This is a genomic window from Paractinoplanes atraurantiacus (assembly GCF_900215205.1).
GTDB classification, from domain to species: domain Bacteria; phylum Actinomycetota; class Actinomycetes; order Mycobacteriales; family Micromonosporaceae; genus Actinoplanes; species Actinoplanes atraurantiacus.
In genome coordinates, this window is sequence record NZ_OBDY01000002.1 from 117,181 (window position 1) to 141,283 (window position 24,103).

The 24,103-nt window shown below is 72.2% G+C and carries 23 protein-coding genes; 13 read left to right on the top strand and 10 right to left on the bottom strand.

The window, feature by feature from the left end; genetic code table 11:
- The first annotated feature begins 3 nt into the window (after positions 1–3).
- The 3 genes from CRP55_RS07220 to CRP55_RS07230 all read left to right on the top strand — a co-directional run bounded on the left by CRP55_RS07220 (position 4) and on the right by CRP55_RS07230 (position 1,795).
- On the top strand, positions 4–360 hold the full coding sequence (locus CRP55_RS07220; RefSeq protein ID WP_097318890.1) for a PRC-barrel domain-containing protein: 357 nt from the start codon (positions 4–6) through the stop codon (positions 358–360).
- 63 nt (positions 361–423) lie between these two features.
- On the top strand, positions 424–1,242 hold the full coding sequence (locus tag CRP55_RS07225) for an alpha/beta fold hydrolase (RefSeq protein ID WP_097318891.1): 819 nt from the start codon (positions 424–426) through the stop codon (positions 1,240–1,242).
- The gene (locus CRP55_RS07230) at positions 1,235–1,795 is read left to right on the top strand and encodes a TetR/AcrR family transcriptional regulator (protein WP_097318892.1); all 561 of its coding nucleotides are present in this window, start codon (positions 1,235–1,237) and stop codon (positions 1,793–1,795) included. Before CRP55_RS07225 ends, CRP55_RS07230 begins: the two co-directional genes overlap by 8 nt.
- A gap of 90 nt (positions 1,796–1,885) precedes the next feature.
- On the opposite strand, the gene CRP55_RS07235 is transcribed toward CRP55_RS07230, so the two are convergent.
- Positions 1,886–3,835 carry an elongation factor G gene (locus CRP55_RS07235; protein ID WP_245922860.1) on the bottom strand — a complete coding sequence of 650 codons (1,950 nt, stop codon included), beginning with the start codon at positions 3,833–3,835 and terminating at the stop codon, positions 1,886–1,888.
- Between the two features lie 248 nt (positions 3,836–4,083).
- On the opposite strand from CRP55_RS07235, the gene CRP55_RS07240 reads away from it, so the two are divergent.
- Positions 4,084–4,239 carry a hypothetical protein gene (locus CRP55_RS07240; RefSeq protein WP_179855053.1) on the top strand — a complete coding sequence of 52 codons (156 nt, stop codon included), beginning with the start codon at positions 4,084–4,086 and terminating at the stop codon, positions 4,237–4,239.
- Positions 4,240–4,250: 11 nt separating this feature from the next.
- On the opposite strand, the gene CRP55_RS07245 is transcribed toward CRP55_RS07240, so the two are convergent.
- Entirely contained in the window at positions 4,251–5,690 is a 1,440-nt protein-coding gene (locus CRP55_RS07245; protein ID WP_245922861.1) for a glycoside hydrolase family 76 protein, read from the bottom strand.
- A gap of 68 nt (positions 5,691–5,758) precedes the next feature.
- Complete coding sequence (locus CRP55_RS07250; protein ID WP_097318895.1) at positions 5,759–6,370, bottom strand: TetR/AcrR family transcriptional regulator; 612 nt, start codon at positions 6,368–6,370, stop codon at positions 5,759–5,761.
- Between the two features lie 92 nt (positions 6,371–6,462).
- Here CRP55_RS07250 and CRP55_RS07255 point away from each other — a divergent pair, with 92 nt between their 5' ends.
- Positions 6,463–7,479, top strand: coding sequence for a hypothetical protein (locus CRP55_RS07255; protein WP_097318896.1), 1,017 nt, complete (start codon positions 6,463–6,465; stop codon positions 7,477–7,479).
- A 5-nt stretch (positions 7,480–7,484) separates the two neighbouring features.
- Entirely contained in the window at positions 7,485–8,453 is a 969-nt protein-coding gene (locus CRP55_RS07260) for a lysylphosphatidylglycerol synthase transmembrane domain-containing protein (RefSeq protein WP_097318897.1), read from the top strand.
- Here the strand turns inward: CRP55_RS07260 and CRP55_RS52820 are convergent.
- Positions 8,335–9,960, bottom strand: coding sequence for a hypothetical protein (locus tag CRP55_RS52820; RefSeq protein WP_245922862.1), 1,626 nt, complete (start codon positions 9,958–9,960; stop codon positions 8,335–8,337). The genes CRP55_RS07260 and CRP55_RS52820 overlap by 119 nt on opposite strands.
- A gap of 27 nt (positions 9,961–9,987) precedes the next feature.
- On the opposite strand from CRP55_RS52820, the gene CRP55_RS07270 reads away from it, so the two are divergent.
- Positions 9,988–10,860, top strand: coding sequence for a TIGR03620 family F420-dependent LLM class oxidoreductase (locus CRP55_RS07270; protein WP_097318898.1), 873 nt, complete (start codon positions 9,988–9,990; stop codon positions 10,858–10,860).
- Between the two features lie 7 nt (positions 10,861–10,867).
- On the opposite strand, the gene CRP55_RS07275 is transcribed toward CRP55_RS07270, so the two are convergent.
- Genes CRP55_RS07275 through CRP55_RS07295 form a run of 5 tightly spaced genes read right to left on the bottom strand, consistent with a single transcriptional unit; the run spans position 10,868 to position 14,925 of the window.
- The gene (locus CRP55_RS07275) at positions 10,868–11,473 is read right to left on the bottom strand and encodes a hypothetical protein (protein WP_097318899.1); all 606 of its coding nucleotides are present in this window, start codon (positions 11,471–11,473) and stop codon (positions 10,868–10,870) included.
- Positions 11,470–12,777 carry a hypothetical protein gene (locus CRP55_RS07280; protein ID WP_097318900.1) on the bottom strand — a complete coding sequence of 436 codons (1,308 nt, stop codon included), beginning with the start codon at positions 12,775–12,777 and terminating at the stop codon, positions 11,470–11,472. The genes CRP55_RS07275 and CRP55_RS07280 overlap by 4 nt, the downstream gene beginning before the upstream one ends.
- A complete protein-coding gene (locus tag CRP55_RS07285; protein WP_097318901.1) occupies positions 12,774–13,574 on the bottom strand; it encodes an ABC transporter ATP-binding protein in 801 nt (266 codons plus the stop codon). The genes CRP55_RS07280 and CRP55_RS07285 overlap by 4 nt, the downstream gene beginning before the upstream one ends.
- A gap of 11 nt (positions 13,575–13,585) precedes the next feature.
- Positions 13,586–14,386, bottom strand: coding sequence for a zf-HC2 domain-containing protein (locus tag CRP55_RS07290; RefSeq protein WP_097318902.1), 801 nt, complete (start codon positions 14,384–14,386; stop codon positions 13,586–13,588).
- Positions 14,383–14,925, bottom strand: a complete 543-nt coding sequence (locus tag CRP55_RS07295; RefSeq protein WP_097318903.1) for an RNA polymerase sigma factor — start codon at positions 14,923–14,925, stop codon at positions 14,383–14,385. Before CRP55_RS07295 ends, CRP55_RS07290 begins: the two co-directional genes overlap by 4 nt.
- Before the next feature lie 146 nt (positions 14,926–15,071).
- Here CRP55_RS07295 and CRP55_RS07300 point away from each other — a divergent pair, with 146 nt between their 5' ends.
- From CRP55_RS07300 to CRP55_RS07325, 6 genes are all read left to right on the top strand, one after another.
- Entirely contained in the window at positions 15,072–15,905 is an 834-nt protein-coding gene (locus tag CRP55_RS07300; protein ID WP_097318904.1) for a CPBP family intramembrane glutamic endopeptidase, read from the top strand.
- The gene (locus CRP55_RS07305) at positions 15,902–16,993 is read left to right on the top strand and encodes a sensor histidine kinase (protein ID WP_097318905.1); all 1,092 of its coding nucleotides are present in this window, start codon (positions 15,902–15,904) and stop codon (positions 16,991–16,993) included. The genes CRP55_RS07300 and CRP55_RS07305 overlap by 4 nt, the downstream gene beginning before the upstream one ends.
- On the top strand, positions 16,990–17,643 hold the full coding sequence (locus CRP55_RS07310) for a response regulator (protein ID WP_097318906.1): 654 nt from the start codon (positions 16,990–16,992) through the stop codon (positions 17,641–17,643). The genes CRP55_RS07305 and CRP55_RS07310 overlap by 4 nt, the downstream gene beginning before the upstream one ends.
- Before the next feature lie 157 nt (positions 17,644–17,800).
- Entirely contained in the window at positions 17,801–18,889 is a 1,089-nt protein-coding gene (locus CRP55_RS07315) for a ricin-type beta-trefoil lectin domain protein (RefSeq protein WP_245922863.1), read from the top strand.
- A gap of 3 nt (positions 18,890–18,892) precedes the next feature.
- On the top strand, positions 18,893–20,527 hold the full coding sequence (locus CRP55_RS07320) for a glycoside hydrolase family 27 protein (RefSeq protein ID WP_097318907.1): 1,635 nt from the start codon (positions 18,893–18,895) through the stop codon (positions 20,525–20,527).
- A complete protein-coding gene (locus CRP55_RS07325; RefSeq protein ID WP_097319220.1) occupies positions 20,524–22,344 on the top strand; it encodes a family 43 glycosylhydrolase in 1,821 nt (606 codons plus the stop codon). The genes CRP55_RS07320 and CRP55_RS07325 overlap by 4 nt, the downstream gene beginning before the upstream one ends.
- A gap of 7 nt (positions 22,345–22,351) precedes the next feature.
- Here the strand turns inward: CRP55_RS07325 and CRP55_RS07330 are convergent, their stop codons facing one another.
- Positions 22,352–24,007, bottom strand: coding sequence for an amylo-alpha-1,6-glucosidase (locus tag CRP55_RS07330; protein WP_097318908.1), 1,656 nt, complete (start codon positions 24,005–24,007; stop codon positions 22,352–22,354).
- Positions 24,008–24,103 lie beyond the last annotated feature (96 nt).

Consider the following 24,103-nt stretch of genomic DNA (forward strand, 5'->3'; position numbering starts at 1 on the left):
AGAGTGTTTCCTGCTGAGAATCTGCGCGACTGGCGCGGCGAGAACGTCATCGACCCCGACGGCGCCAAGATCGGCGAGCTGGAGGCGGTCTACGTCGACACGCTGAACGACGAGCCCGCGTACGCGACCGTGCGTGTCGGCTTCATCGGCCGGCATCGTCTGGTCTTCGTGCCCCTGGCCGGCGCCACCGTGACCCCGAAGGCCGTGCGGGTCCGCTTCGGCAAGAAGCAGGTCACCGACGCGCCGAGCATCGAGCTCGACGGTGAGCTGGCCGCCACCGAGGAGCCGACCGTGTTCGCCCACTACAACGTGCCGTACGAGACCGGGATCTCGGGCGCCCGCCGGCTGGCCCGCCGCTGACCCCTTGCACTCTCTGGCTAATGCGGTTAGCTTATAGCTAACGCAACTAGCCAGGAGTGAGTCATGACGGAATTTCTGACGGTCGACGGTGGCACCATCGCGTACGACGTGACCGGCGACGGGCCGCTCGTCGTCCTGGCCCCCGGCATCGGCAACGGCCGCGACGCGTACCGGTTCGTCGCGCCGCGCCTGGCCGAGGCGGGCTACCGGGTGGCGACGGCCGACCTGCGGGGCGCGGGCGAGTCGAGCGCGGTCTGGCCCTCGTACAGCCGCACCGACATCGCCGGCGACCTGCTCGCGGTGATCAGGCACCTCGGCTGGCCGGCCGTGCTCGTCGGCCACTCCATCTCCGGCGGCGCCGCCACCATCGCCGCCGCCCAGGCGCCCGAGCTGATCACCGCCGTGATCGAGCTGGCGCCCTTCACCCGCGCCCAGTCGTTCAAGCTGAGCGACCTGCGCCGCAAGGCGACGATCAAACTGGCCGGCACCATGATGGGCCGCCTGTCGTCGTGGAAGGGCTACCTCGAGCTCGCCTATCCGGGGCGCAAGCCGGCCGACTGGACCGCCCAGATGGCCGGGATCGAGGCCATGCTGCGCGAGCCCGGCCGGATGAAGGCCCTGCAGAAGATGACCCAGACGTCGCCGGCCGACGCGGGGGAGCGGCTGGGCGACGTCCGCGTCCCCGCCCTGATCGTCGAGGGCACCCTCGACCCCGACTGGACCGACCCCCGGGCCGAGGGCGAGGCCATCGTGGCCGCGATGCCGGCCGGCCGGGCCCGGCTTGAGATGATCGAGGGCGCGGGCCACTACCCGCACGTCCAACACCCCGACGAGACGGTGGCTGCCATGCTCACGTTCCTGCGGGCCCACGCCCGTGCCTAGGGCCGGACTGGCCCCGGCCGCGGTCATCGAGGCCGGCGCGGCCCTGGCCGACGAGGTGGGCCTGGACAACCTGACCATGGGCCTGCTGGCCGAGCGGGTCGGCGTGCGGACCCCGTCGCTGTACAAACACGTCGACTCCCTGGACGCCCTGCGCCGCGGCATCGGCATGCGGGCCAAGGCCGAGTTCGCCGTGGCCCTGGCCCGGGCGGCGGTCGGCCAGTCGGGCGCGGCCGCGGTCCACGCCTTCGCCGACGCGTACCGCGCCTGGACGCTGGAGCATCCGGGCCGGTACGCGGCCACGGTCCGGGCCCCCGAGCCCGGCGACGAGGAGGACAGGCAAGTGTCCGACGAGTCCATCCAGATCCTGTTCGACGTCCTGACCGGCTTGGGCCTGCCCGAGTCCCGGGCCATCGACGCGGCCCGGGCCCTGCGCTCCAGCCTGCACGGCTTCGCCAGCCTCGAGGCCGGCGGCGCCTTCGGCCTCGACCGGGACGTGACCGAGAGCTACCACTTCATGGTCGACGCCCTGATCGCCGGCTTCACCGCGCCCTGACCGCGGCGGGCCGGCGTCAGGCCCTGGCCGGCGCCGCGGTTCAGGGTCAGCATTCGAACATCGTGCGCCGATGCCATGGCTCCGGGCGCATCAGCGCGGGACGGCGCGGAACCACTCCTCCCGGTCGGCCGGGTCGGGGCCGCGCCGGGCCAGAACCGGCGGATCGTCGGTGGTGACCGGGGCGTAGTGGTCGAAGCGGGTCGTCAGGACGGCCTCGCCGCCGGTCAGGTCGGGCAGGGCGGCGACCACCGCCGGCACGCGGGACGACGGCAGCGTGCCGCCGACCTCCAGATAGCCGCCGGTCGTGGTGGTGTCGTCGATGACCGCGCCGAGCCGGCCCAGCAGGGCCGCCACCGCGTCGAACGTGGTGGGTGGCAGGTTGAGGTCGAAGCGCTCGATCGGCTGGCACACCCGGGTGCCGGCCCGGCGCAGCGCGGCCGCCACCACGACCGGGGCCAGGTTGCGGAAGTCGGCGGCCACGCTCGAGATCGACTTGTCGAACTTCTGGTGCGGCCGGCTCTGCCGCGGCCAGTACTGCGAGGACGTCATGGTGACCACGCAGTCGGTGACCGGCCAGCCGTGGCGTCCCTGGCGCAGGGCCGCCCGTACACCCTCCTCGATCGCCGCCACGAAGGCCGGCGTGAGACGGCCCGGCTCGATGCCGGGGCGCACCTCGATGCCGTGCCCGGCTTCGGCCGCCTCGATACGCAGGCCGATGCCGGCCAGGTACGGGTTGCCGCGCTCCCTGATGCGGTCCTCGGCCGTGCCGGTGCCGGCCACCCGCTCGATGCAGGCGGTCAGGGTGCCCGAGAAGCGGGCCCGTACGCCGTACCGGTCCTCCAGCAGCGCGGCGATGACCTCCTTCTGGACCTCGCCGTGCAGGCGGATGACCGCCTGCGCCTCGTGCTCGTCGAGCCGCAGGTCGACCAACGGGTCCTCGTCGGCGAGCTCGGCCAGGCCGGCGAACAGGGCCAGCCGCTGGGCCGGGTCGACCGCCTCGACCAGCGCCTGCCGGGTCGGCGGCGGGAAACGGTAGAGGTGCCGCCGCGGCGGATCGCCGACGTGCTGGCCGATCCGGGCCTCCAGACCCCGTACCGCCGCGATCTGCCCGGCCGTCGCCGACGGCCGCACCCGCACGCCGTCCGGCTCACTCACGGCGATCTCGGTGACCCGCTGCGGCCGGTTCCCGGTCAACTGCACCCGATCCCGTACGCGCAACTGCCCCGACCACAACCGCAACCAGGCCCGCCGGCCGTGCCCGTCACGGTCGACCGCGAACACCGTGCCCGCCAGCGGGCCGTCGCCCCGGGCGCCGCGCGGCAGCAAGCCGGCCAGGATGTGCCGCAGCTGTGGGACGCCGGCGCCGGTGATGGCCGAACCGCACGCCACCGGGGAAAGCCGCCCGCCGCGCACGGCCTGCCGGATCGCCCGGCGCACGTGCCGCGGGCCGACCGGCTCGCCGGTGAGCCACCGGGCGGCCAGGGCGTCGTCGACGTCGGCCACGGCCTCCACGACCGGTTCGGCGCCGAGCTCGACGGCTCGCACCCGGGCGTCCCGGCCGCCCGGCCCGTCGACCGTGCTCAGCACGAGCGGGCGGGCCGCGAGCCGGTCGCGCAGCTGGGTCACCACGCGCTCCACGTCGGCGCCGGCACGGTCCACCTTGTTGAGGAAGAACATGGTCGGCACGCCGATGCGGCGCAGGGCCCGCCAGATGGCGACGGTCTGCGGCTGCACACCCTCCACACTCGACACCACCAGCACGGCGGCGTCGAGCACGGCCAGCGACCGCTCCACCTCCGCGATGAAGTCGGGGTGGCCGGGCGTGTCGAGCAGGTTGACCGTGAGGTCACCGAGCCGGATCGAGGTGACGGCGGCCCGGATGGTGATGCCGCGCCGCCGCTCCAGCTCCATCGAGTCGGTGCGGGTGGTGCCGGCGTCGACGCTGCCGGGCCGGTCGACCGCACCCGCCTCGAAGAGCAGGCGCTCGGTCAGGCTGGTCTTGCCGGCGTCAACATGGGCGACGATTCCGAGGTTCAACAATGCCAAAGCAGATCTCCACGGTAGGACGGTTCAGGGTCCGGAGCGTGGAAGCTGCTCGCATTGCTTACTCCTCTTCGAAGACGGGATCGCGGCCGAGCCACCACCGTCGCACGGCGGCCAGGGCGGCGCCACCGCTTTTCCCGGCGACGCGGTGCCGATGACGGTCGCGCCGCGGGCGACCGCGAGTTGCACGGCCAGCCCGCCGACCGCGCCTCGACCAGCTCACCGAGGCGCCCGCCCAGATCGCGATGGCCGAGACGCTGTTCGGCGGCATCTGCCCTCCCCTCGATCACGACCACGACATCGTGTGGCGCTGGTTCCACGACGAGCGCATCCGGGCCGCGTTCCCGGCCGCGGCCGGTCTGGCCCTGCTCCGCGTCATCGGCCAGGAGTCCTTCACCTGAGCCGAGTGTGCTCACGGTGCGGCGTTCAGCAGGTCCAGGGCGCTGTGCTGGCAGCTGTGGTTCGTGCCCAGGAACGGGCCGGACCAGTGTGAGCCGTACATGCCGATGCTGTCGCGGTCGTTGGCGTGGGCGCTGTCGGCGTTGCGGGTCAGGTACGTGTTGTAGGCCCCGCCGACCGCCGTGTTCAGCACGCCCAAGCCGCGGATGGCCGCGCCCTTGAACGAGGCGCCGTCGCCGCCGCACGTGTCGGGCTCGTTCGGCTCGCGCAAGATGCCGTTCGGGGACAGGTAGCCACTGGTGGTCATCGCGTCGCCGACTCGGCGGGCGGCGGCCAGCACGGTCGCGTCGCCGGTCAGCCGGTGGAGCTCGACCAGACCATTGATCAAAACACCTTGGTTGTACGTCCAGGTGGTGTCGCCGTTGTTCCTACAGGTGCTCAGGTTGACGCCGTCGTTGACCAGGTTCGAGCCGTTGATCAGTCCGGTGCTCTGGAACCACGACCATCCGGCTCGGGCGCGGTCGCGATAGGTGGTGTCGCCGGGCAGGCGCCGGCTGAGCATGGCGTTGAGCTGGATGTACAGGCTGTTCTCGATGGCGTTCTTGTTCTTGCGGTCGGTCTTCCACCAGACGCCGCCGCCGCAGGTGCCGTCCCAGTAGCTGTGCATCCAGTCGGCGTCGGCCCGGGCCGTGGTCAGGTAGCGGCTGTCGCCGGTCACGTCGTACGCGGCGATCCAGGCCAGGCCCCACCAGCCGGTGTCGTCGAGGAACTCGTTGCGGAACTGTCCCTGCCGGGCGTTGACGTTCTTGTCGTACGTGCTAGCGATGGCGTACTGGTAGCTGCGCATCCCGCTGCGCTGGATGTTGGTGATCAGGGCGGTGAGCGCGTTGGCGCCGGTCCACCAGCCGTTGCCGTCGAACAGGCCGGTGCCGCGGTCGAAGCGCATCATCAGCGCGGTGGCCGCGGCCGTGCGCCGGTCCCAGGCGTTCCAGGTGCCGCGGACCCAGGGCGTGCAGCTGATCTCGGGGCGGTCGCCGGCTTTGCCGCAGGCGCGCAGCGCCCCGACGCCGTTGGTGTTCCAGTCGTCGACGTTGAACTGGCTCGTGCGCCAGCCGGTCGCGCCGGCCGGGATCGTCGTGGCGCCCAGCCGGCCGTTGTCCGGCCAGGTGCGGCCGCCGTCGAAGGAACGGTCGATCCACACCTCGTCGGCCGCCCGGCCGCCGTCGATCGAGGCCCAGCCCATGGCGTTGGTGTCGTCGACGTGGAGCCTGAACGCGCGCCCGTAGAGGACGCTGGTCGCGGCGACCCGGTCACCGGCGGCCGTCGCCGCGTCACGGCCGTCGCAGTAGCGGTTGCACACCACCGTGGGGGCGGCGGAGGCGGAGTTCACCGGGACCAGGGCGATGGACAGGGCGGCCATGGCCGTGGCGGCGAGTTTCGTAGGCGCACGCACGAGAAGCGGTCCTCTCTCGGGGGTTGAGAGCGCTCTCTGGCGGACGCTAATCCGTCCTGACATCGATGTCAATCTATTGATTGACGCAGCGCCTTCACTCCGGCCAGGTAGTCGTCGGGGTCTGTGCCGTCGACCAGCAGGCGCTGCACGATGAAGCCCTGCATCAGGCCGAGCATGGCCGCGCCGACCTGCTCCGGCACGGCGCCGGCGTCCAGTTGCCCGGCGGCCTGCCATCGGCGGGCGACCTCGGCGAAGTAGCCCCGCAGCCGCTTGTAGACGCCGTCGGCGCGGGCGGCCACCTGGGGACTGCGGAGCGCCTCGGCCCACACCTGCAGCCCGACCCGGGTCACGTCGATGCCCAGGGCCGGGTGGTGGGCCATCTCCCCGTCGATGACGTGGATCATCGCCGTCATGGCCTGCTCGGGCGAGGGGGTGGCGCCCTCGGCGAGCAGGGAGCCGAAGACCTCGTCGGCCGACGACAGCGCCGTCTCCGCGACCGCCGTGATCAGGTCTTCCTTGCTGCGGAAGTAGCGGTACACCGCCCCGGCGGAGAGCCCGGACTCGCCGATGATGTCGGCCATCGAGGTGGAGTGGAAACCGTTGATGGCGAAGAGCCGGGCCGCGGCCGCCATGATCTCGGCGCGACGGTCGGCCCGGTACTGCTCGGAGACGCGGGGCATGTGACAAAGAATAAAGGCGAATGTTCGTTCTTGATAACGGGCGGCGGTGCGGCTACAAAAGAAAGCGAATAACCGTTCTTTTAGGGAGTGCCATGGCCGCCGCCGCGTCGCCTTCACCGTGGACGATCGAGACCAGGACCGTCGTCCTGCTCACGGTGATCATCAGCGTGATGCTCACCGCCTTCGCCTGGCCGGCCGTGCGGTCCTCGACCCACGACGTGCCGATCGCCGTCGCCGGGCCGGCCGCCGCCGCCGGCCGTGTCAGCGCGGCCCTCGAGCAGCGCCTGCCGAACGGCTTCGAGATCACCCGGGTCGACACCCCGGCCGCCGCCGAACAGCTGATCCGCGACCGCGAGGTGTACGGGGCGATCGACGTCAGCGCGGGCACACCGCAGGTCCTCACCGCCTCCGCGGGCAGCGCCTCGATCGCGCAGACCCTTCAGGGTGTGGCCGGCGCGCTCGGCCCGGCTCAGGCGGCCGTCGCCGTCCACGACGTCGTCGCGCTGCCGGCGGACGATCCGCGCGGCGCCGGCCTCACGGCCGCGGCGTTCCCGCTCGTGCTGGGCGGCATGCTCGCCGCGGTGCTGCTCACGAACCTGGTGCGGGGCCGGGTCCGCCGGATCGCCGGCGCCCTCGCCTTCGCCGTCACCGGCGGCCTGGCCATGGCCGCGATCCTGCAGTTCTGGCTCGGCTCGCTCGACGGCGCCTACCTGGCCAACTCCGGCGCCATCGCGCTGACCGTGGCCGCCACGTCGATGACCATCCTCGGCCTGGAATCGCTGCTCGGCTACGCCGGCTTCGGCATCGGAGCGGCCATCATGATGCTGCTCGGCAACCCGCTCTCGGGCATCTCCACCGCGCCCGAGACGCTGCCCGGCTGGTCCGGCACGCTCGGCCAGCTGCTGCCGCCCGGCGCGGGCGGGCACCTGCTGCGCTCCACCGCCTACTTCGGCGGCCACGGTGAGGCGCAACCGATCATCGTCCTGGTCGCCTGGCTCGCCCTGGGCGCGGTGCTCGGCCTGCTCGGGCACCACCGCTCCCGCCGCGCCGCGGCCGCGACGACCGCCGGCGAGACGACAGCGCAGCCGGCACCGTACGCGACGGTCTGAGGCCGGTGCGCCGGTACGTTCTGCGCGCGGCCGGCGCGATAGTGGGGGCGGCCGTCGTCCTGGGGTTGCTGCACGACCGCGTACCGGATCCGGGGGAGATGAAAGCCGCCCTGGCCGCCGCCGACCGCCGCTGGCTGGCCGTCGCCGTCCTGGCCCAGACGCTGTCCCAGGCCGCCTTCGCCGGGCAGCAGCGCACCCTGCTCGCGGCCCTGACCGTTCGGATCTCGCGGCGCGGTGCGCTCGCCATCGCGTACACCCGTTCGGCGATGAGCTCGGTGCTGCCGGCCGGATCGGCCGTCTCGGCTGCCTTCGCCGTGCGCGAATACAAAAGGCACGGCGCGAGTACGGCGACCGCGGCCACCGCGATGGTGCTCTCCGGCCTCGCCTCCGTCCTGGGCATCACGGTGCTGTGCGCGGGCGTGCTGGGTGGCTTCTCGCGGCCGTGGCATGCGCTTCTGCTGGTCGCCGCCGCGGCATTGACGACCGGGGTGCCGCTTCTGTTGCGCCGGTTCGGTGAGGCGCGCCGGATGGGGCTCCGGCGCTGGAGCCTGACCGTCGGCTGCGCGATGCTCAACTGGCTGCTCGACCTCGGCTGCCTCGTCGCCGTCACGCACGCGCTCGATCTCCCGGTGCCGGCCCACCAGCTCGCGACGGTCTACCTGACGGTGCAGGCCGTCCGGCAGATTCCCCTGACTCCCGGCGGCATCGGCCTCATCGAGGCGAGCCTGCTCTCCGGCCTCCTCGCCGCGGGAGCACCACAGGCCGGGGCCGCCGCCGTGGTGCTCGCCTACCGGGTCATCTCGTTCTGGCTGGTCCTGCCCCTGGGCCTGGCGGCATATCTGCGGCTGCGGCGCCTCACCCTCGGGCCGGGCAGACCCACAGTGTCGGCGAGGACGGGATGCGGGCCGCCGGGGAGCAGTCGAACCGCTCGTCGATCAGTGCTTGGACGTCGGGGGCCGACTTCGGGATGCTGAACCAGGCGGTCTGCACGATCAGATATCGGGCGTCGAGGCTCCCGGTCAGGCAGAGCATGTTGTCGGGATAGCTGGGGCGCAGGCGCATCCGCGGTGCGAAGGCCCCGCGCTGCAGCCACAGCGGCGACGGGTACCGGCAGGTCGTCGGGTTGCCCATGCTGTGGTTGACGGTGCCGTACGTCAGGTACAGCACCGGCGTGTCCCGGCCGATCCGCTCGCTGAGGCCGGCCAGGGGCGAGGCGGGCGTCGGGCCGACCCGGATGGTGTAGTTGTAACCGCTGAAGACATAGGGGAATCCGGGCAGTACGGCCGGTATCTGCGCCAGGCAGAGCGCGATCACACCGGCCGGCCAGGGCAGCGAGACCCGCACCCGGCCGGCCACGAACCAGGCGGCGACGGCCAGAGCGATCGCGGCGATCTCGTACGCCCCGATCACCGGCCCGGCGTGCGCCAGCCGCCAGGAGGCAGGCTGGCGCAGCAGCACGATGCTGACCGCGGCGACGAGCACCGTGGTGGCGACCAGCGGCAACCGGAACCCGGGCCGGAGCGCGAAGGCGGCGCCCCACAGCCCGGCGGCGAGCACGACGGTGGACGCGAAGTGGTAGTTGAAGAACTCGCTCTGCCCGTACGCGGGAGCCAGCGAGATCCCGAGCGCGACCACCGCCACCACCGCGCCCACCCAGCGGCGGCGGCCCGTCTCGCGCTGGACGAGCGCCGCCGCCGCGGCCGGCGCCAGCACCACGACGGGGCTGAGCACGGCCGCGTCGCCGATCGCGATGCGCAGCAGGCGCAGGTCGCCGAGGTAGATCCGCTGAGGTTTGCTGTGCACCAGGCTGGCCAGGTCGCTCAGCCAGATCCACTCCCAGGGCAGGAAGTGCTTGCTCACCACATACCAGAGGCCGACCCAGACCACCGTGGACAGTGCCGTCCACGCGGCGCGGCGCCGGTCGAGCACGAAGACGACGAGCAGCGCGATCAGCGCGACCGGGAACGTGGAGGCCTTGACCGCCACGACCAGCATCGCGGCCAGGCCGCCGAGCGTCGCGCCGAGCCACAGTGGCCGGGGCGCGCACGCGGCGCCGACCGCCAGCACAGCAGCGACGGCGGCGGTCCAGTCGGGCTCGAGGAAGTGCCAGGGCGGCACGACGAGCAGGGCCAGGCCGGTGGCGCCGGCTATCCCGGCCGCCGCGCGCCGCCCGGCGAAGCGCCGGACACCCAGGAACAGCACGGCGATCACGGCGGCGACCGCGACGTACGTCTTGATCCGGACCAGCGGCGGGGCGTCGCCGGCGAACGCGGCCATCAGCAATTTGTAGGCGAGCGGCCGGGACACGAAGACGTCCCAGATGCTGACACCGCCCCGGCCCGCGGTCTCGAGGCCACCCAGGACGTACCGCACGTCGCCGTTCAGCTCGGGCCGGCTGGCCACCGCGATCGCGGCGCCGGCCGCGATCACCGCCAGCGCCGCGCCCACCGTCCGTGTCGTTCCCCCGCGCAACATGTTCATCAGACATCCCGGTCGTAAGGTTCGGGTATGGCGCAACGACTTGTCAGCGTGTGGCAACCATTCTTCCTCGGCAGCGAGAGCCCGCAAGCCGCTCTCGATGCCGCGATCGAGCTGGAGGAGCTCGGCTACTCCCGGATCTGGTTCTCGGCCGGCTTCGGTGAGACCATCCCGCGCCGCTTCCGCGAGCTGCTCGACGGGACCACCCGCATCGGCGTCGCCACCGGCATCTCGACCGTCTGGCACACGTCACCGGCCACGGCGGCCGCGTTCGCCGAGGAGGCCGAGCGGGCACATCCCGGCCGGTTCCTGCTGGGGCTCGGCGCCAGCCACGCCGTCCTGGTCGAGGGCGACGGCACGGACTACCGCAAGCCGTACTCGAAAATGGTCGGCTATCTCGACGAGCTCGACGCCCTCGGACTCGCCCCCGAGCGGCGCGTCCTGGCCGCTCTCGGCCCGCGCATGCTCGAGCTCTCCCGCGACCGTTCGGCCGGCGCCCACCCGTACTTCACCACCGCCGAGCACACCGCCGAGGCCCGCACGGCGATCGGGCCCGGCCGTCTGCTCGCCCCCGAGGTGGCCGTCGTCGTCGACCCGGACGCCGCTTCGGCGCGGGCCACCGCCCGGCAGTACACCAGCGGCTATCTGACGCTGCCGAACTACACCAACAACCTGCGCCGCTTCGGCTGGACCGACGACGACTTCGCCGACGGCGGCAGCGACCGCCTGGTCGACGCGGTCATTCCCTGGGGTACGCCCGAGCAGGTCGCCGCCGGCCTCGAGAAGCACTACCGGGCCGGCGCCGACGAGGTCGCCATCCAGGTCCTCAACGGCGGCGACGCCACCGAGTTCCCGGCCGCCGCGTTCCGTGCCCTGGCCAAGGAACTGATCGCGGGCGGCTGAGCTCCACTCACTGTTGGGCGGCCTCGGCCGGAGCTCGTGGAACGGGGCCGCTCATCGCGTAGGCGGCGAGGCCGGCCAGCGCCAGCAGCAGCGCGGTCACGGTCGCCGCGGTGCTCGACGGCGGCTGGGCCTGCCAGGTCAGGATCTGCCCGGCGACCGGCTCCGCCCGGGGGAACAGCACCGCCGGCAGCGTCCAGGCCAGCGGCAGGAACCACGCCCGGGCGGTGCCGAGCGTCGCCGCGCACAGGGCGGTCAGTCCCAGCAGCCCGGCCGCGTCCCGCACCACCAGCTCGGCCGGCCCGAACCGGGCGCCGGTCGGGAGCGTGGCCAGCAACAGCAGGGTCACGAGGAGGCCGGCCACGAGCAGGTGCGCCGCCCGGCGCGGCAGCCACGCGAACGCGGCGGTGCGCTCCATCTCGTCGTCGGGGCCGCCGAGGGTGGGGGTCAGGCAGATGACCAGCAGCAGGACGGTCAGGACGACCATCTGCTCACCCATCTCGGGGGTGTCGGCGAGCGCCAGCCCGAGCGACCACATCGCGGCGGCGCAGGCGACGACACCGACGACCGCCGCGTGGGCCCGCCGGGAGCGCAGGTACAGCGTGAGCCACCTCATCCCTTGCCCCCGGCCAGCAGTCCCTCGGCGGCGGTGCAGGTCACCGCCGCCTTTCGCAACGCGAGCACGCGAGCCTGCGCCTCGGCCCGGGGCAGCCGCTGCAGGCCTTGCCAGAGCTGGACCGCCTCGGCGTAGTACTCCGCCGCGTACCCGTCGCGCGTCTGGTCGGCCACTGGCTGACGGCCCATGAGCCAGTGTGCGGCCGCGAGCCGCTCGGCCGGTGCGGGGACGTTCTCACACGTGGGCGGCCCGTCGAACGCCCCCGTCACGACCTCCTCGAACAGGTCCGTGTCGAACCCCACGCTGACCAGCACGACGTCCGCACGGAACTCCGGGTACCACTCCGGCCGGTAGGTGGCGGTGTTCTCGTGCACCTCGGCCGGCGCGCCGGGTAGCGTGGCCAGCACCTTCAGGCCCTCCCGGGCCGGGCCGGCGAGGTCGTCGATCCGTCCGGAGTGGACGCGCGCGACGCAGACGCGGGGCGTGCCGCCGGCGCAGACGAGTTCCTTGGCCACCGGGTCGATCGCGTCGGTGACGGTCCTGTTCTGATGCGGCATCACGGCGATCGCCACCGCGGCGCCGACCGCCACTGGCAACAGCGCCGCCGTGCGGGCCCGCCACCCCGCGGACGTGGACAGGAGCACGGCCGCGGCGGCCAGCGCGGCCAGCCAGGCGGCCTGGGCGGCGCTGACCCGGGTGGGCACATCGGCGTACGAGCCCGGCATGTTCATCTCGTAGATCGGCGAGAACACCAGGGCCAGCCAGCCGCGCGGCCGGGTCGCGGCCGGGATGGTCAGCAGCAGTCCGAGGCCGGCTACGCCGAGCGCCGGCGCCACCGGAAGCCACGGCAGCAGGCGGCCGACGGCCAGGCCGAGCCAGGCGGCCGCGATCAGCGCCAGCACGCCCACCGCGGTGACGGCGAAGACCTGGACCGGGAAGTACTCGGCGGTCCGGGCGATCCAGATGCCGCCGGCGGCGCCCATCACCAGATAGCCGGCGACCACGGCGACCGCCATCGCCCCGAGTGTCGGCAGCACCCGCTGCGCCACCGGGCGCGGAGTGCTCGCGAACAGCTCACCCACCCGGGTGCGGTGCTCGCGGCGGCCCTGCCAGGCGCCGGCGGCCAGCGCCAGCGGCCACAGCACGGCCAGGTAGAGCCGTTGCGTCATGGCCAGTTGCATCCATCCGTCGCCGAAACCGGCCCCGGCGTCGAGGACCAGCAGCAGCGTGCCGACCACGGCCAGGGCCAGCGCCGACCCGATCGCCGCGGAGCGGCGCAGCTCGATGCCGAAGACGCGGCTCACCGGGCGCTCACCGCCCGGTCGCGGCGCAGCAGCGCCGAATATCCGCGCTCGGCCGGGCTGTCGCCGGGATCGCCCGCGCCGCCCTGCGCGATCAGGTCGTCCGGCGTGCCCTGGTAGACCAGGCGGCCCTCGTTGACCAGCACCACATCGCTGCAGGCGGCCACCACGTCCTCGACCAGGTGGGTCGAGACCAGCACGCAGCTGTCCACGCCCACGTCGCGCAGCAGCTCCCGGAAGTCGAGGCGCTGCTCGGGGTCGAGGCCGACGGTGGGCTCGTCGAGCAGCAGCACGGCCGGGTCGTTGACGATGGCCTGCGCGATGCCGGCGCGGCGGAGCATGCCGCCGGACAGCGTCTTCATCCGGGCGCCGGCCTTGGCCTCGAGGCCGACCCGTTCGATCGCCCGCTGCGTCGCGCCCGGGATCGCGGTCTTCGGCATCTCCTTGAGCCAGGCCATGTATTCGACGAACTCGCGCAGCGTGAACCGGGGATAGAAGCCGAACTGCTGCGGCAGGTAGCCCAGCCGTCGGCGGACCTGGCGCAGGTCGGCCCGGCCGTCGACCGGCTCGCCGAGCAGCCGCAGCCGTCCGGCGGCCGGTTTCAGCACCGTGGCCAGCGCGCGCATCAGCGTGGTCTTGCCGGCGCCGTTCGGGCCGAGCAGGCCGTGCACGCCGGTTCCGAGGGTCAGGTCGAGCCCGTTGACGGCGAGGTGCCGGCCCGCGCGTACCTGAAGCTCCTCGGCGTGGATGGCCCAGGGGTGAAGGGAGGGGGCGGTCTCGGCCGCACTCACCGTACGCATGTCGAAGCTCCTCAATTGCGGCTGGACAGCCGGCGGAAGGTGGCGGCCTGGGTGACGGCGAAGCCGCCCAGGACGAGGGTCAGCAGCGCCCACCCGAGAGAGCTGCCCGGCTGCAGCACCACCGGTGGATCGGCGGTCACCACGGCCGGCACGATCACGGCCAGCGTCCAGGCCGTGCCCAGAACGGCGGCGGCGCGGCGCACGCCGGCGTACGCGCCCAGGGCGATCGTGGCGGCGGTGAAGGCCAGGCAGGGCAGCAGCGTCACGGCCAGCGAGACGCCGGTGCGGTCACTGGCCAGGGCGAGGGCCGGCACGACCACGGCCAGCACCGCGGCCGTCCGCCGCAACAGCATGGCCAGCCCGGACCGGGGCGTGCCGGCGATCAGCTCCCAGGCCGGGTCGTGCCGCCGGCTCCAGGCCACCGCCACCCCGGGCAGCGGCGCCACCGGCGCCAGCAGGGCCACCAGCGACGGGAAGCTGGGCTGCGCCGCCTCGAGCAGGGCCGCGCAGGCCAGCACCGCCACCGTCATGGTGAGCCACGGCATCAGGTGCCAGACCAGCCAGCGGTGGCGGGCCGCCGCCCAGCGCCGCGGCCGGGTGGGAGCCGGCCCGGCCGCGATCCCGCGGTCGAGGCCGGTGGCGATCCGGTCGAGCAACGCCCGGGTGTCGCCGGTGGTGTAGCCGGCCATCAGTGACCGGCAGTCGGCGCAGCTCTCCAGGTGCACCTCGACCGACCACGTGGTGACCTCGTCGAGGTCGGCCTCCCGGTCGGCGTAGCGGGCGATCGCGGCGAGGCTCGGATGGGTGGTCATGAGAGGGCCTCCCGGAGGGCGATCCGGGCCCGCCGGGCCCGGGACTTGACGGTGTTCTCGGGCACGCCGAGCAGGATGGAGGTCTCGCGCACGGAGAATCCGTCGAGCACCATCGCGCGCAACACCTCGCGGGCCTCCGGCGGCAGCTCGGTCAGCGCCCGCTCCAGCTCGTGGCCGACCCAGCCCGCCAGCACCTCGTCCTCGGCGGCCGGGGCGACCGTCTCGGCGAGCGGCACGGCCGGCACCTGGGCCTGCCGGGCCCGCCGGCGGAACGCGTCGACCAGGCGGTGCGCCGCGATCGTCCACAGCCAGCCGACCGCGCTGCCCGAACTGGTCTGGCCCGCGAAGCTGCCCGCGGCCCGCCAGACCGCCAGGTAGGTCTCCTGCATCACGTCCGCCACCACGTCGTCGTCGGCACATCGGCGGCGCAACCGGGCGAGCAGCCACGGCGACGTCCGCCGGTACAGCTCGTCGAAGGCGCGCCGGTCCCCGGCCGCGGTGCGACGGACGAGTTCGTCCTCGTCCAGGCTTCGTCTCACACCAAGCAAGACGACAGTGTGATCGCTTTCCGGTGCGGTCCACGATGTGACCTGGGTCACTCGCGCTGGTGTCCCCCGCGCGAGCTACCGGGAACTGTCCACTCATCGGTGACGATTTCCGGCGTACGGCTCAATAGCTTTCCGTCATGCGTTTTCTCCTGCAGTTCGCGGCCGTGGTCGCAGTGTCGTTCGTCGCCGGGCTGGCCGTCACCGCGGCCGGCGACAACGTGTGGTTGATGCTGGCCGCGGGCGTGGCCGGGGCCGTGCTGGCGGTGTTCGTCTACGCCTGGACGGTCCGCCTCACCGAGAAACGGGAGGTCACCGAGGCGTCGGCGCGGACCGCCGCCTCCGGCCTGGTCCGGGGAACGGTGCTGGGTCTCGCGTTGTTCTCGGCGGTCATCGCCAACATCGCGGTCAACGGTGGCTACCGGGTCCACGGCCTCGGGGAGCACCCCACCGGCGCGATCGGGCTGGCCGGCTTCATGGCCGCCGCCGCGGTCACCGAGGAGCTGCTGTATCGGGGGGTGCTGTTCCGGCACGTCGAGCGATGGACCGGCACGTGGATCGCGCTGACCCTGTCCGCCCTCGTGTTCGGGGCCGCGCACCTGCTCAACGACAACGCCACCCCGTGGGGCGCGCTGTGCGTCGCGATCGCCGGTGGCGGCATGCTCACCTCGGCCTACATCGCCACCCGGAGCCTCTGGCTGCCGATCGGCCTGCATTTCGGCTGGAACTACGCGCAGTCCGCGATCTTCAGTTCCGAGGTCTCCGGCAACGGCACCAACGACGGTTTGCTGTACGCCGAGTCGACCGGCAACGCGTGGATCAGCGGCGGGCAGTTCGGCCCGGAGGCGAGCGTCTACACGGTGCTCACCGGCGTGCTGGTGACGGCGGTGTTCCTGTGGCTGGCCCACCGCCGGGGCCGGCTCGTGCCCATGCGCCGCGAGGCCCGGACCGCCGCTCTTACACTCGCCCGGTGACTCGCCACTCGATCCCCCCGATCTGGCGCGACCTGCCGCTGGCGGTGGCGCTGACCGCGGTCGCGCTCGTCCCGGCCTGGCACCAGCACGGCACCCGGCTGGCCGACCTCGTGCCGGAGCGGCCGTTCGGCCTGCTGGGCGCGGTGGTCGTGGGAATCGAGTGCCTGCCCTTGGCCGTACGGCGGAAATGGCCCGTGGCCGCGCTGGCGCTCGTGTTCACCGGGTTCGCGTTCGATCAGCTCCTCGGCTATCACACGGTGGGTGGTGTCGCGCTGGCGGTCGCTCTGGTCACCGCGGGCGCGCACGCCGAGCGCCACCGGCGGTCCACAATGGTCGCCGCGTCGGCCGGGTTCGCCGCGCTGATGGTGGCGCTGGACCGGATCGGGCGCGTCGGCCCGGCCGACGTCGTGCTGTTCTACGTGTCACTGGCGGCCATGTGGGGCGTCGGCTCGGCGCTGCGGGTCAACCGGCACGCCGAGACCGAGCGCACGCGGCACGCCGAGGAGGCGGCGCGGGCGGCCGAGCGGACCCGGATCGCCCGTGAGCTGCACGATGTGGTGACCCATCACGTGACGGCGATGGTGGTGCAGACCGAGGCGGCGCGCTACCTGACCGCGGCCCCGGACCGCCTGGACGAGACCCTGAGCGCGGTCAGCGACACCGGGCGGCGGGCCATCACCGATCTGCGGCACCTGCTCGACGTCCTCAATCCCGGGCACGGCGGCGAGCTCCGGGCGCTGGTGGAGCAGACCCGGCGGGCCGGGCAGCCGGTGGAGCTGGTCGAGCAGGGCACACCCGGCGGCGCCGAGGCCACGATCTACCGGGTGGCGCAGGAGGCGCTGACGAACGCGCTGAAGTACGACCACGGTGCGCGGACCACGGTCTCGGTCCGGTACGGCTCGGCCGAGGTCGACGTGCGGGTCAGCACGGACGGCTCCGGGGTCGGCACGACGGCGCCCGGCGGCGGCCGCGGGCTCCGCGGGCTGCGCGACCGGGTCGGCACCCTGGGCGGCCACTTCGACGCCGGGCCGGGGCCCGGGGGAGGGTTCGTGGTGACGGCCCGGATCCCGGTCGGGGCCGCGTCGTGATCCGGGTTCTCGTCTGCGACGACCAGCCGCTGATCCGCACCGGGTTCGCCACGATCATCGGCGCGCAGCCCGACCTCGAGGTCGTCGGCGAGTGCGGCGACGGCCACGCGGCGGTCCGGCTCGCCCGCGAGCGGCACCCGGACGTGGTGGTGATGGACGTCCGCATGCCGGGCCTCGACGGCATCGGGGCCACCGCGCAGCTGGCCGGCGCCGGTGTCGCCCATCCGGTGAAGGTGCTGGTCGTGACGACCTTCAACATCGACGAGTACGTCTACCGGGCGCTGCGCGCCGGGGCCAGCGGCTTCCTGCTCAAGGACGCCCCGCCGGCGCAGCTGCTGCACGGCATCCGCACGGTCGCGTCGGGCGCCGCGCTGCTCGCGCCGGAGGTGACTCGCCAGCTGGTCGGCCGGTACGCGGCCCGCATCCGCCCGGCCGACGACGCCGCGCCGGACGACGTGCCGCTGAGCGCCCGCGAGCTGGAGGTGCTGCGCCTGCTCGCCAACGGCCTGTCCAACAGCGAGATAGCGGCCGCGATGGTGATCAGCCACGAGACCGTCAAGACGTACGTCTCCCGCATTCTCACCAAGCTCGACCTGCGCGACCGCGTCCAGGCCGTCGTCTACGCCTATCGTCGCGGCCTGGTCACCTGACTGCGTCGCCCATATCGGCGTAACAGTTTTTCCCGAGCGATTTTTAGCGGCGACTAAGACATTTTCGTACTTGAATGTGTGGTCGCATTCTGGCAACGTGCTCAAAACAAGTTGTTAACGTTCACTATCTCGGCCGAACCGCCCGAGAGGAGCACTTGTGCGCAAGCTTGTTCTCGCCGCCGCCCTCGCCCTGGGACTGTCGTTGACCGGCGCGGCCGTCCCCGCCGCCGCCGCGGAGTCCAACGGTGGGGTCCGGGTCATGCCGCTGGGCGATTCGATCACCGAGGGGACCCAGGTTCCCGGTGGCTATCGCATCGGGCTCTGGCAGCGCTTGGCCGGCGCCGGCTACCGGGTCGACTTCGTCGGCAGCCAGTTCAACGGTCCGGCCGCCCTCGGCGATCATGACCACGAGGGGCATCCCGGATGGCGGATCGACCAGATCGACGCCAACATCACCCGTTGGGTGCAGGCCACCGGCCCTCGCACCGTGCTGCTGCACATCGGCACCAACGACATCCTCCAGAACTACAACGTCGGGTCGGCGCCGAGCCGGCTCTCCACCCTGATCGATCACATCACCGCGGCTGCCCCGGCCGCGGACGTGTTCGTGGCCACGCTGATCCCGCTCGCCTCATCCGGCCAGGAGGCGGCGGCCCGCACCTTCAACGCGGCCCTGCCGGGCATCGTGCAGAGCAAGGTGAACAGCGGCCGGCGGGTCCACCTGGTCGACATGCACGCCGCCCTGACCACCGCGGACCTCATCGACGGCGTCCACCCCACCGCCGGCGGCTACGACAAGATGGCCGCGGCCTGGTACGCCGCGCTGCGCTCGGTTCCCGGCACCATCGGCGACCCCACCGGCACCCCCACGGCCGGGGCCCTGGTCGGCGCCGGCTCCGGGCGGTGCCTGGACGTGCCCGGCAGCAACAGCGCCAACGGCACCCAGCCGGTCATCTGGGACTGCAACGGCGCCGCCAACCAGCGGTGGACCGCCTCCGGCCAGACCCTGCAATCCCTGGGCAAGTGCCTCGATTCACCGACCGGCGCCACGGCTGGCACCAAGGTGCAGATCTGGGACTGCTCCGGCGCGGCCAACCAGCGCTGGAACCGCAACGCGAACGGAACCATCAGCAACGTCGCGTCCGGGCTGTGCCTGGACGTCAGAGCCAACGCCACCGCCGCCGGCAGCCTGGTCCAGCTGTGGACCTGCACCGGTTCCCCCAACCAAGTCTGGACGGCTCGATAAGTCATGAAACGCTTGAAGACTGTGCTCGCCGCGGCCCTGTTGCTGCTGTCGGGCACCGCGATCGCCGCTACCGCCACGCCGGCGCGGGCCCTGGACAACGGGGTCGGCCGAACACCACCGATGGGATGGAACAGCTGGAACACGTTCGGCTGTTCCATCAACGAGTCGCTGATCCGGGGAATGGCCGACAGCATGGTCAGTACCGGCATGCGTGACGCCGGCTATCAATACGTGGTGGTCGACGACTGCTGGATGAATCCGAACCGCGATTCGAGCGGCAACCTTCAAGGCGATCCGAGCCGTTTCCCCAGCGGCATGAAAGCGCTCGGCGATTACATTCACGGCAAGGGCCTGAAGTTCGGCATCTATCAGGCTCCGCTGGACAGGACGTGCGCGCAGTACTTCGGCTCCTATCCGGGCGCCACCGGCAGTCAGGGGCACGAGACCCAGGATGCCCGGCAGTTCGCCGCCTGGGGCGTCGACTACCTGAAGTACGACTGGTGCTCGCCCAGCGGCACCATCAACGAGCAGGTGACCACGTTCGCCAAGATGCGTGACGCGCTGGCCGCCACCGGGCGGCCGATCCTGTACAGCATCAACTCGAACAGCATCCACTCGAAGACCGGCCCGCAGCGCGACTGGGGCGACGTGGCGAACATCTGGCGCACCACCGAGGACATCCAGCTGGTGTGGAAGACCGACCAGGTGAACGGCTACCCGATGGGCGTGCAGAACATCATCGACGTCAACGTGCCGCTGGCCGGGTACGCGGAGCCGGGCGGCTTCAACGACCCCGACATGATGGAGGTCGGCCGGGGCACGCTGTCCGACACCGAGCAGCGGTCCCACTTCGCCATGTGGGCGGTCATGGCCGCTCCGCTGATCGCCGGCAACGACATCCGCTCGATGTCCGCCGCCACTCAGACGATCCTGAAGAACTCCCGGCTCATCGCCATCAACCAGGACACCCTCGGCCGTCAGGGAGCCCAGGTCGCGGGCGACGCCAACCAGCGCGTCCTGGCCAAGCGCCTGTCCAACGGCGATGTCGCGGTGGCCCTGTTCAACCAGAGCGCCGGCACCCGGACGATCTCGACCACGGCCGCGGCGATCGGTAAGAGCGGAGCCGCCTCGTACACCCTGGTCGATGCCTGGACCGGCGCCACGTCCACCACCGGCGGCACGATCAGCGCGAGCGTGCCCGGGCACGGCACGGCCGTCTACCGGGTCAGCGGCGGCGTCACCGGCGACCCGGCCACACCGGCCTCGACCAGTCTGGTCAGCACCTCCTCCGGCCGCTGCCTGGACGTGCCGAACAGCAACACCGCCAACGGCACCCAGCCGGTCATCTGGGACTGCAACGGCGCCGCCAACCAGAAGTGGACCGCCTCCGGCCAGACCCTGCAATCCCTGGGCAAGTGCCTGGACGCGCCGCTCGGCGCGACCGCCGGCGCGAAGGCGCAGTTGTGGGACTGCAACGGCGGCACCAACCAGCAGTGGACCTTCCAGGCCAACGGCACGATCCGCGGCACCCAGTCCGGACTCTGCCTGGACGTCAACAACAACCAGACCGCCAACGGCACGCTGACCCTGCTGTGGACCTGTACGGGTGCCGCCAACCAGCAGTGGAGCCGGCGATGAGCGCCCGGTTCCGGCGGCTCCTCGCCGTCATCGCCACGGCGATCTGCGCTGTCGCGCTGCCCGCCTTCGCCGCACCGGCCCGCGCCGACAACCCGATCGTGCAGACCATCTACACGGCCGACCCGGCACCACTGGTCCACAACGGACGGGTTTACCTCTACACCGGTCACGACGAGGACAACTCGACCTACTTCACCATGAAGGAATGGCGGGTCTACTCGTCGGCCGACATGGTGAACTGGACCGACCACGGCTCCCCGATGAGCCTTGCCACCTTCAGCTGGGCCAGCGCCGACGCCTGGGCCGGCCAGGTGGTCAACCGCAACGGCAAGTTCTATTGGTACGTCCCGGTCAAGAACCGGTCGACCGGGCGGATGGCCATCGGCGTCGGGGTGTCGAGCAGCCCGACCGGTCCCTTCACCGACGCGATCGGGCGGCCACTGGTCGAGAACGGTGAGATCGACCCGACCGTCTTCATCGACGACGACGGGCAGGCCTACCTCTACTGGGGCAACCCCAACCTGTGGTACGTCCGGCTGAACTCCGACATGATCAGCTACACCGGCGGCGCGACCCAGATCCCGCTCACCACCGCCGGGTTCGGCACCCGCACCGGCAACACCGCCCGGCCGACGCTGTACGAGGAAGGCCCCTGGGTCTACAAGCGCAACGGCTTGTACTACAACGTCTTCGCCGCGAAATGCTGCTCCGAGTTCATCGGTTACTCCACGGCTCCCGGACCGACCGGGCCCTGGACCTATCGCGGCACCGTCATGCCCACCCAGGGCAGCAGCTTCACCAACCACGCCGGAATCATCGACTTCAACGGCGGGTCGTACTTCTTCTACCACAACGGCGCGCTGCCCGGCGGTGGCGGCTACACCCGCTCGGTGGCCGTGGAGAAGTTCACGTACAACGCCGACGGCACCATCCCGGTGATGAACATGACCACCTCCGGCGCCCCGCAGAACGGCACGCTCAACCCGTACGCCCGGCAGGAGGCCGAGACCATCGGCTGGAGCTCCGGGGTCGAGACCGAGCCGTCGTCCGAGGGCACGATGAACGTGGGCTTCATCGAGAACGGCGACTACATCAAGGTGAAGGGGGCCGCCTTCGGCGGTGGTGCCACGTCGTTCACCGCCCGGGTCGCCTCGGGCGCCGGCGGCGGGCGCATCGAGGTGCGTACCGGCAGCCCCACCGGCGCGGTGGCCGGGACCTGCACCGTGCCCGGCACCGGCGGCTGGCAGGCGTGGACGTCGGTGTCGTGCGCGACGACCGGCCTGTCCGGCACCCAGGACCTCTATCTGAGGTTCACCGGCGGCGGCGGCTACCTGTTCAACGTGAACTGGTGGCAGTTCACCGGCTCCTCCACCGGCGGGAATCTGCTCACCAACCCCGGTATGGAGGACGGCACCGCGGGCTGGCAGGTGAACGGCAGCGGCACGCTCGCCGCGGACACCGGCGTCGTGCGCAGCGGCACCCGGGCCCTCACCATCACCGGCCGCACCGGAGCATGGAACGGCCCGGCCCAGGACGTGACCAGCCGGGTCACCAACGGCCGGACCTACACCACCAGCGTGTGGGTCCGCGCCCAGAGCGGCACGCCCAGCGCCAAGGCCACCCTGGCCCTGACGGCCGGCGGCGCCACGAGTTACCTCCAGCTCACCCCGGCCGCGACGGTGAACGCGAACGGCTGGACGCTGCTGTCCGGCACCGCGACTCCCTCCTGGAGCGGAACGCTGTCCAGGGCGCTGCTCTACGTCGAGACCGCCGCGGGAACCGACAACCTCACCATCGACGACGCCTCGTTCCAATAGCCACCGGTTACGCGGCGAGGATCAGATAGGCGCTCGCCGTCCACGTGTACGCCCGGTCGCGCAGTCCGGCTCCGCTCACGGCGTCGAAGTTCTCGGCGAAGCCGGACTGCTCGCACAGCACCAGGAAACGCCGCCGGATCTCGTCGGCGAGCCCGGTGTGCCCGGCCCGGCGCAGGCCGTCCTCGGCGAGCACGGTCGACGGCGCCCAGATCGGCCCGCGCCAGTACCCGTCCGGCCGGTACTCGGGTGCGTCCACCGGCTCGGTGGCCAAGCCGTACTCGGTCAGATGAGCACGCAGGCCCTCGCTGAGCGCCCCGGCCGTTTCCGCCGGCAGACCCGCGCCGAGGACGATCGGCATCAGGTCGAGCAGGCTGCGGCTGCGGTGCGCGGTGCCGGTGGCGGCGCCGCGGGCGACGAACCGCGTGCCGTCCCACAGCTCGGCCAGCATCGCGGACCGGATCCGCTCGGCGGTCCGGCTCCATCTCCCGGCGTCGGCGGTCTCGCCCAGCTCGGCCGCCAGCCGGGCGAGGCTCTCCAACTGCAGGATGAGGTACGCGGCCAGGTCGCCGGTCTCCAGCGCCCGGTCGCCGCCGTCGAACGTCGTGGCGTTGTCCCAGCCACTGTCGTTGCCGTGCTGGTAGTGCGGCAGGTGGTGGCCCGGCGTACGGCGGTGGTCGAGCCAGAAATCGGTCCATCGGGCCAGCCGGTGGTACACGTCGGCCAGCTGGTCGGCGCTCGGCGCGACGGTCAGGCGCCGGCGGATCTGGTCGAGGGCCCAGCCGTGGATGGGCGGTTTGACGAAGTTGTAGAGCACTTCCGAGTGGGCGATCGAGTCCGGCAGGGCGCCGGCCGGGTCCTGATGGTCGAACGGCAACAGGAACTGGTTCCACGCCAGGCCGGGGTCGGCGGCGGCGAGGGCGATCGCGTTGAAGCAGTGATCCCAGCTCCACACCTTGTCCATCCAGTGCTTCGACATCAGCACCGCGGGCCGGGTCAGGAACCCGGCCGGGTCGACGGTGGCCGACCAGAGGACATACGCGGCCAGCTCCGCGGCCGGCGTCCGTGGAGCGAACGCGGCGAAGCTCGAGAAGGCCTCGGCCGCGTCGGTGACGACCTGATCGAAGGAGGATTTCGCCGTGTACGGACGGCGAGCCGTCTGATACTCCTCGATGGCGATCTCCCACGGCGTCTCGCCGGGCAACGTCAGACTCCGTTGTCCCGCGCCGAGCGTCTCGACCCCGGCCTCGTGGCTGATCCGCCCGGACAACACCGTGATCCGGTATCGCCGTCCGGTCTCGTAGACGGTGAACACGTGCGCCCCGTCCACCGGATCGCGGTAGAGGTAGGCGCCGGAGAAGGGCGTGAGCCCGGGCGCGGCCGCGGCGATCCGCATGCCCAGGCCGGTGCCCCGCAGCCGGATCGTGTCCGGCGACTCGTAGCTCGCCTCGACGCGCCCGCCCTCGGAGGCGCGCCAGGTGAGCCGGGACGCGGTCGCGGTGATCTCGCCCGGCACGCTGAGGCGCAGAACGGGATGCAGGCCGGTCTGGTGCGAGACGAGGTGCAGGTCGTCGGCGTACGTCTTCTCCGCGATGACGGGGGAGAGGTTGAACCAGGAGCCCCGGTAGCTGAACGGGATCTCGCGCACGGAGAAGGTCGGGCTCATGGACACCGACGATATGGCATAGACGTCGGTTGATATTTGGACAGTTTGGTGCAACTCTGTTGGGAGCGCTCCCACCATCCGATCCCCGACGAATGG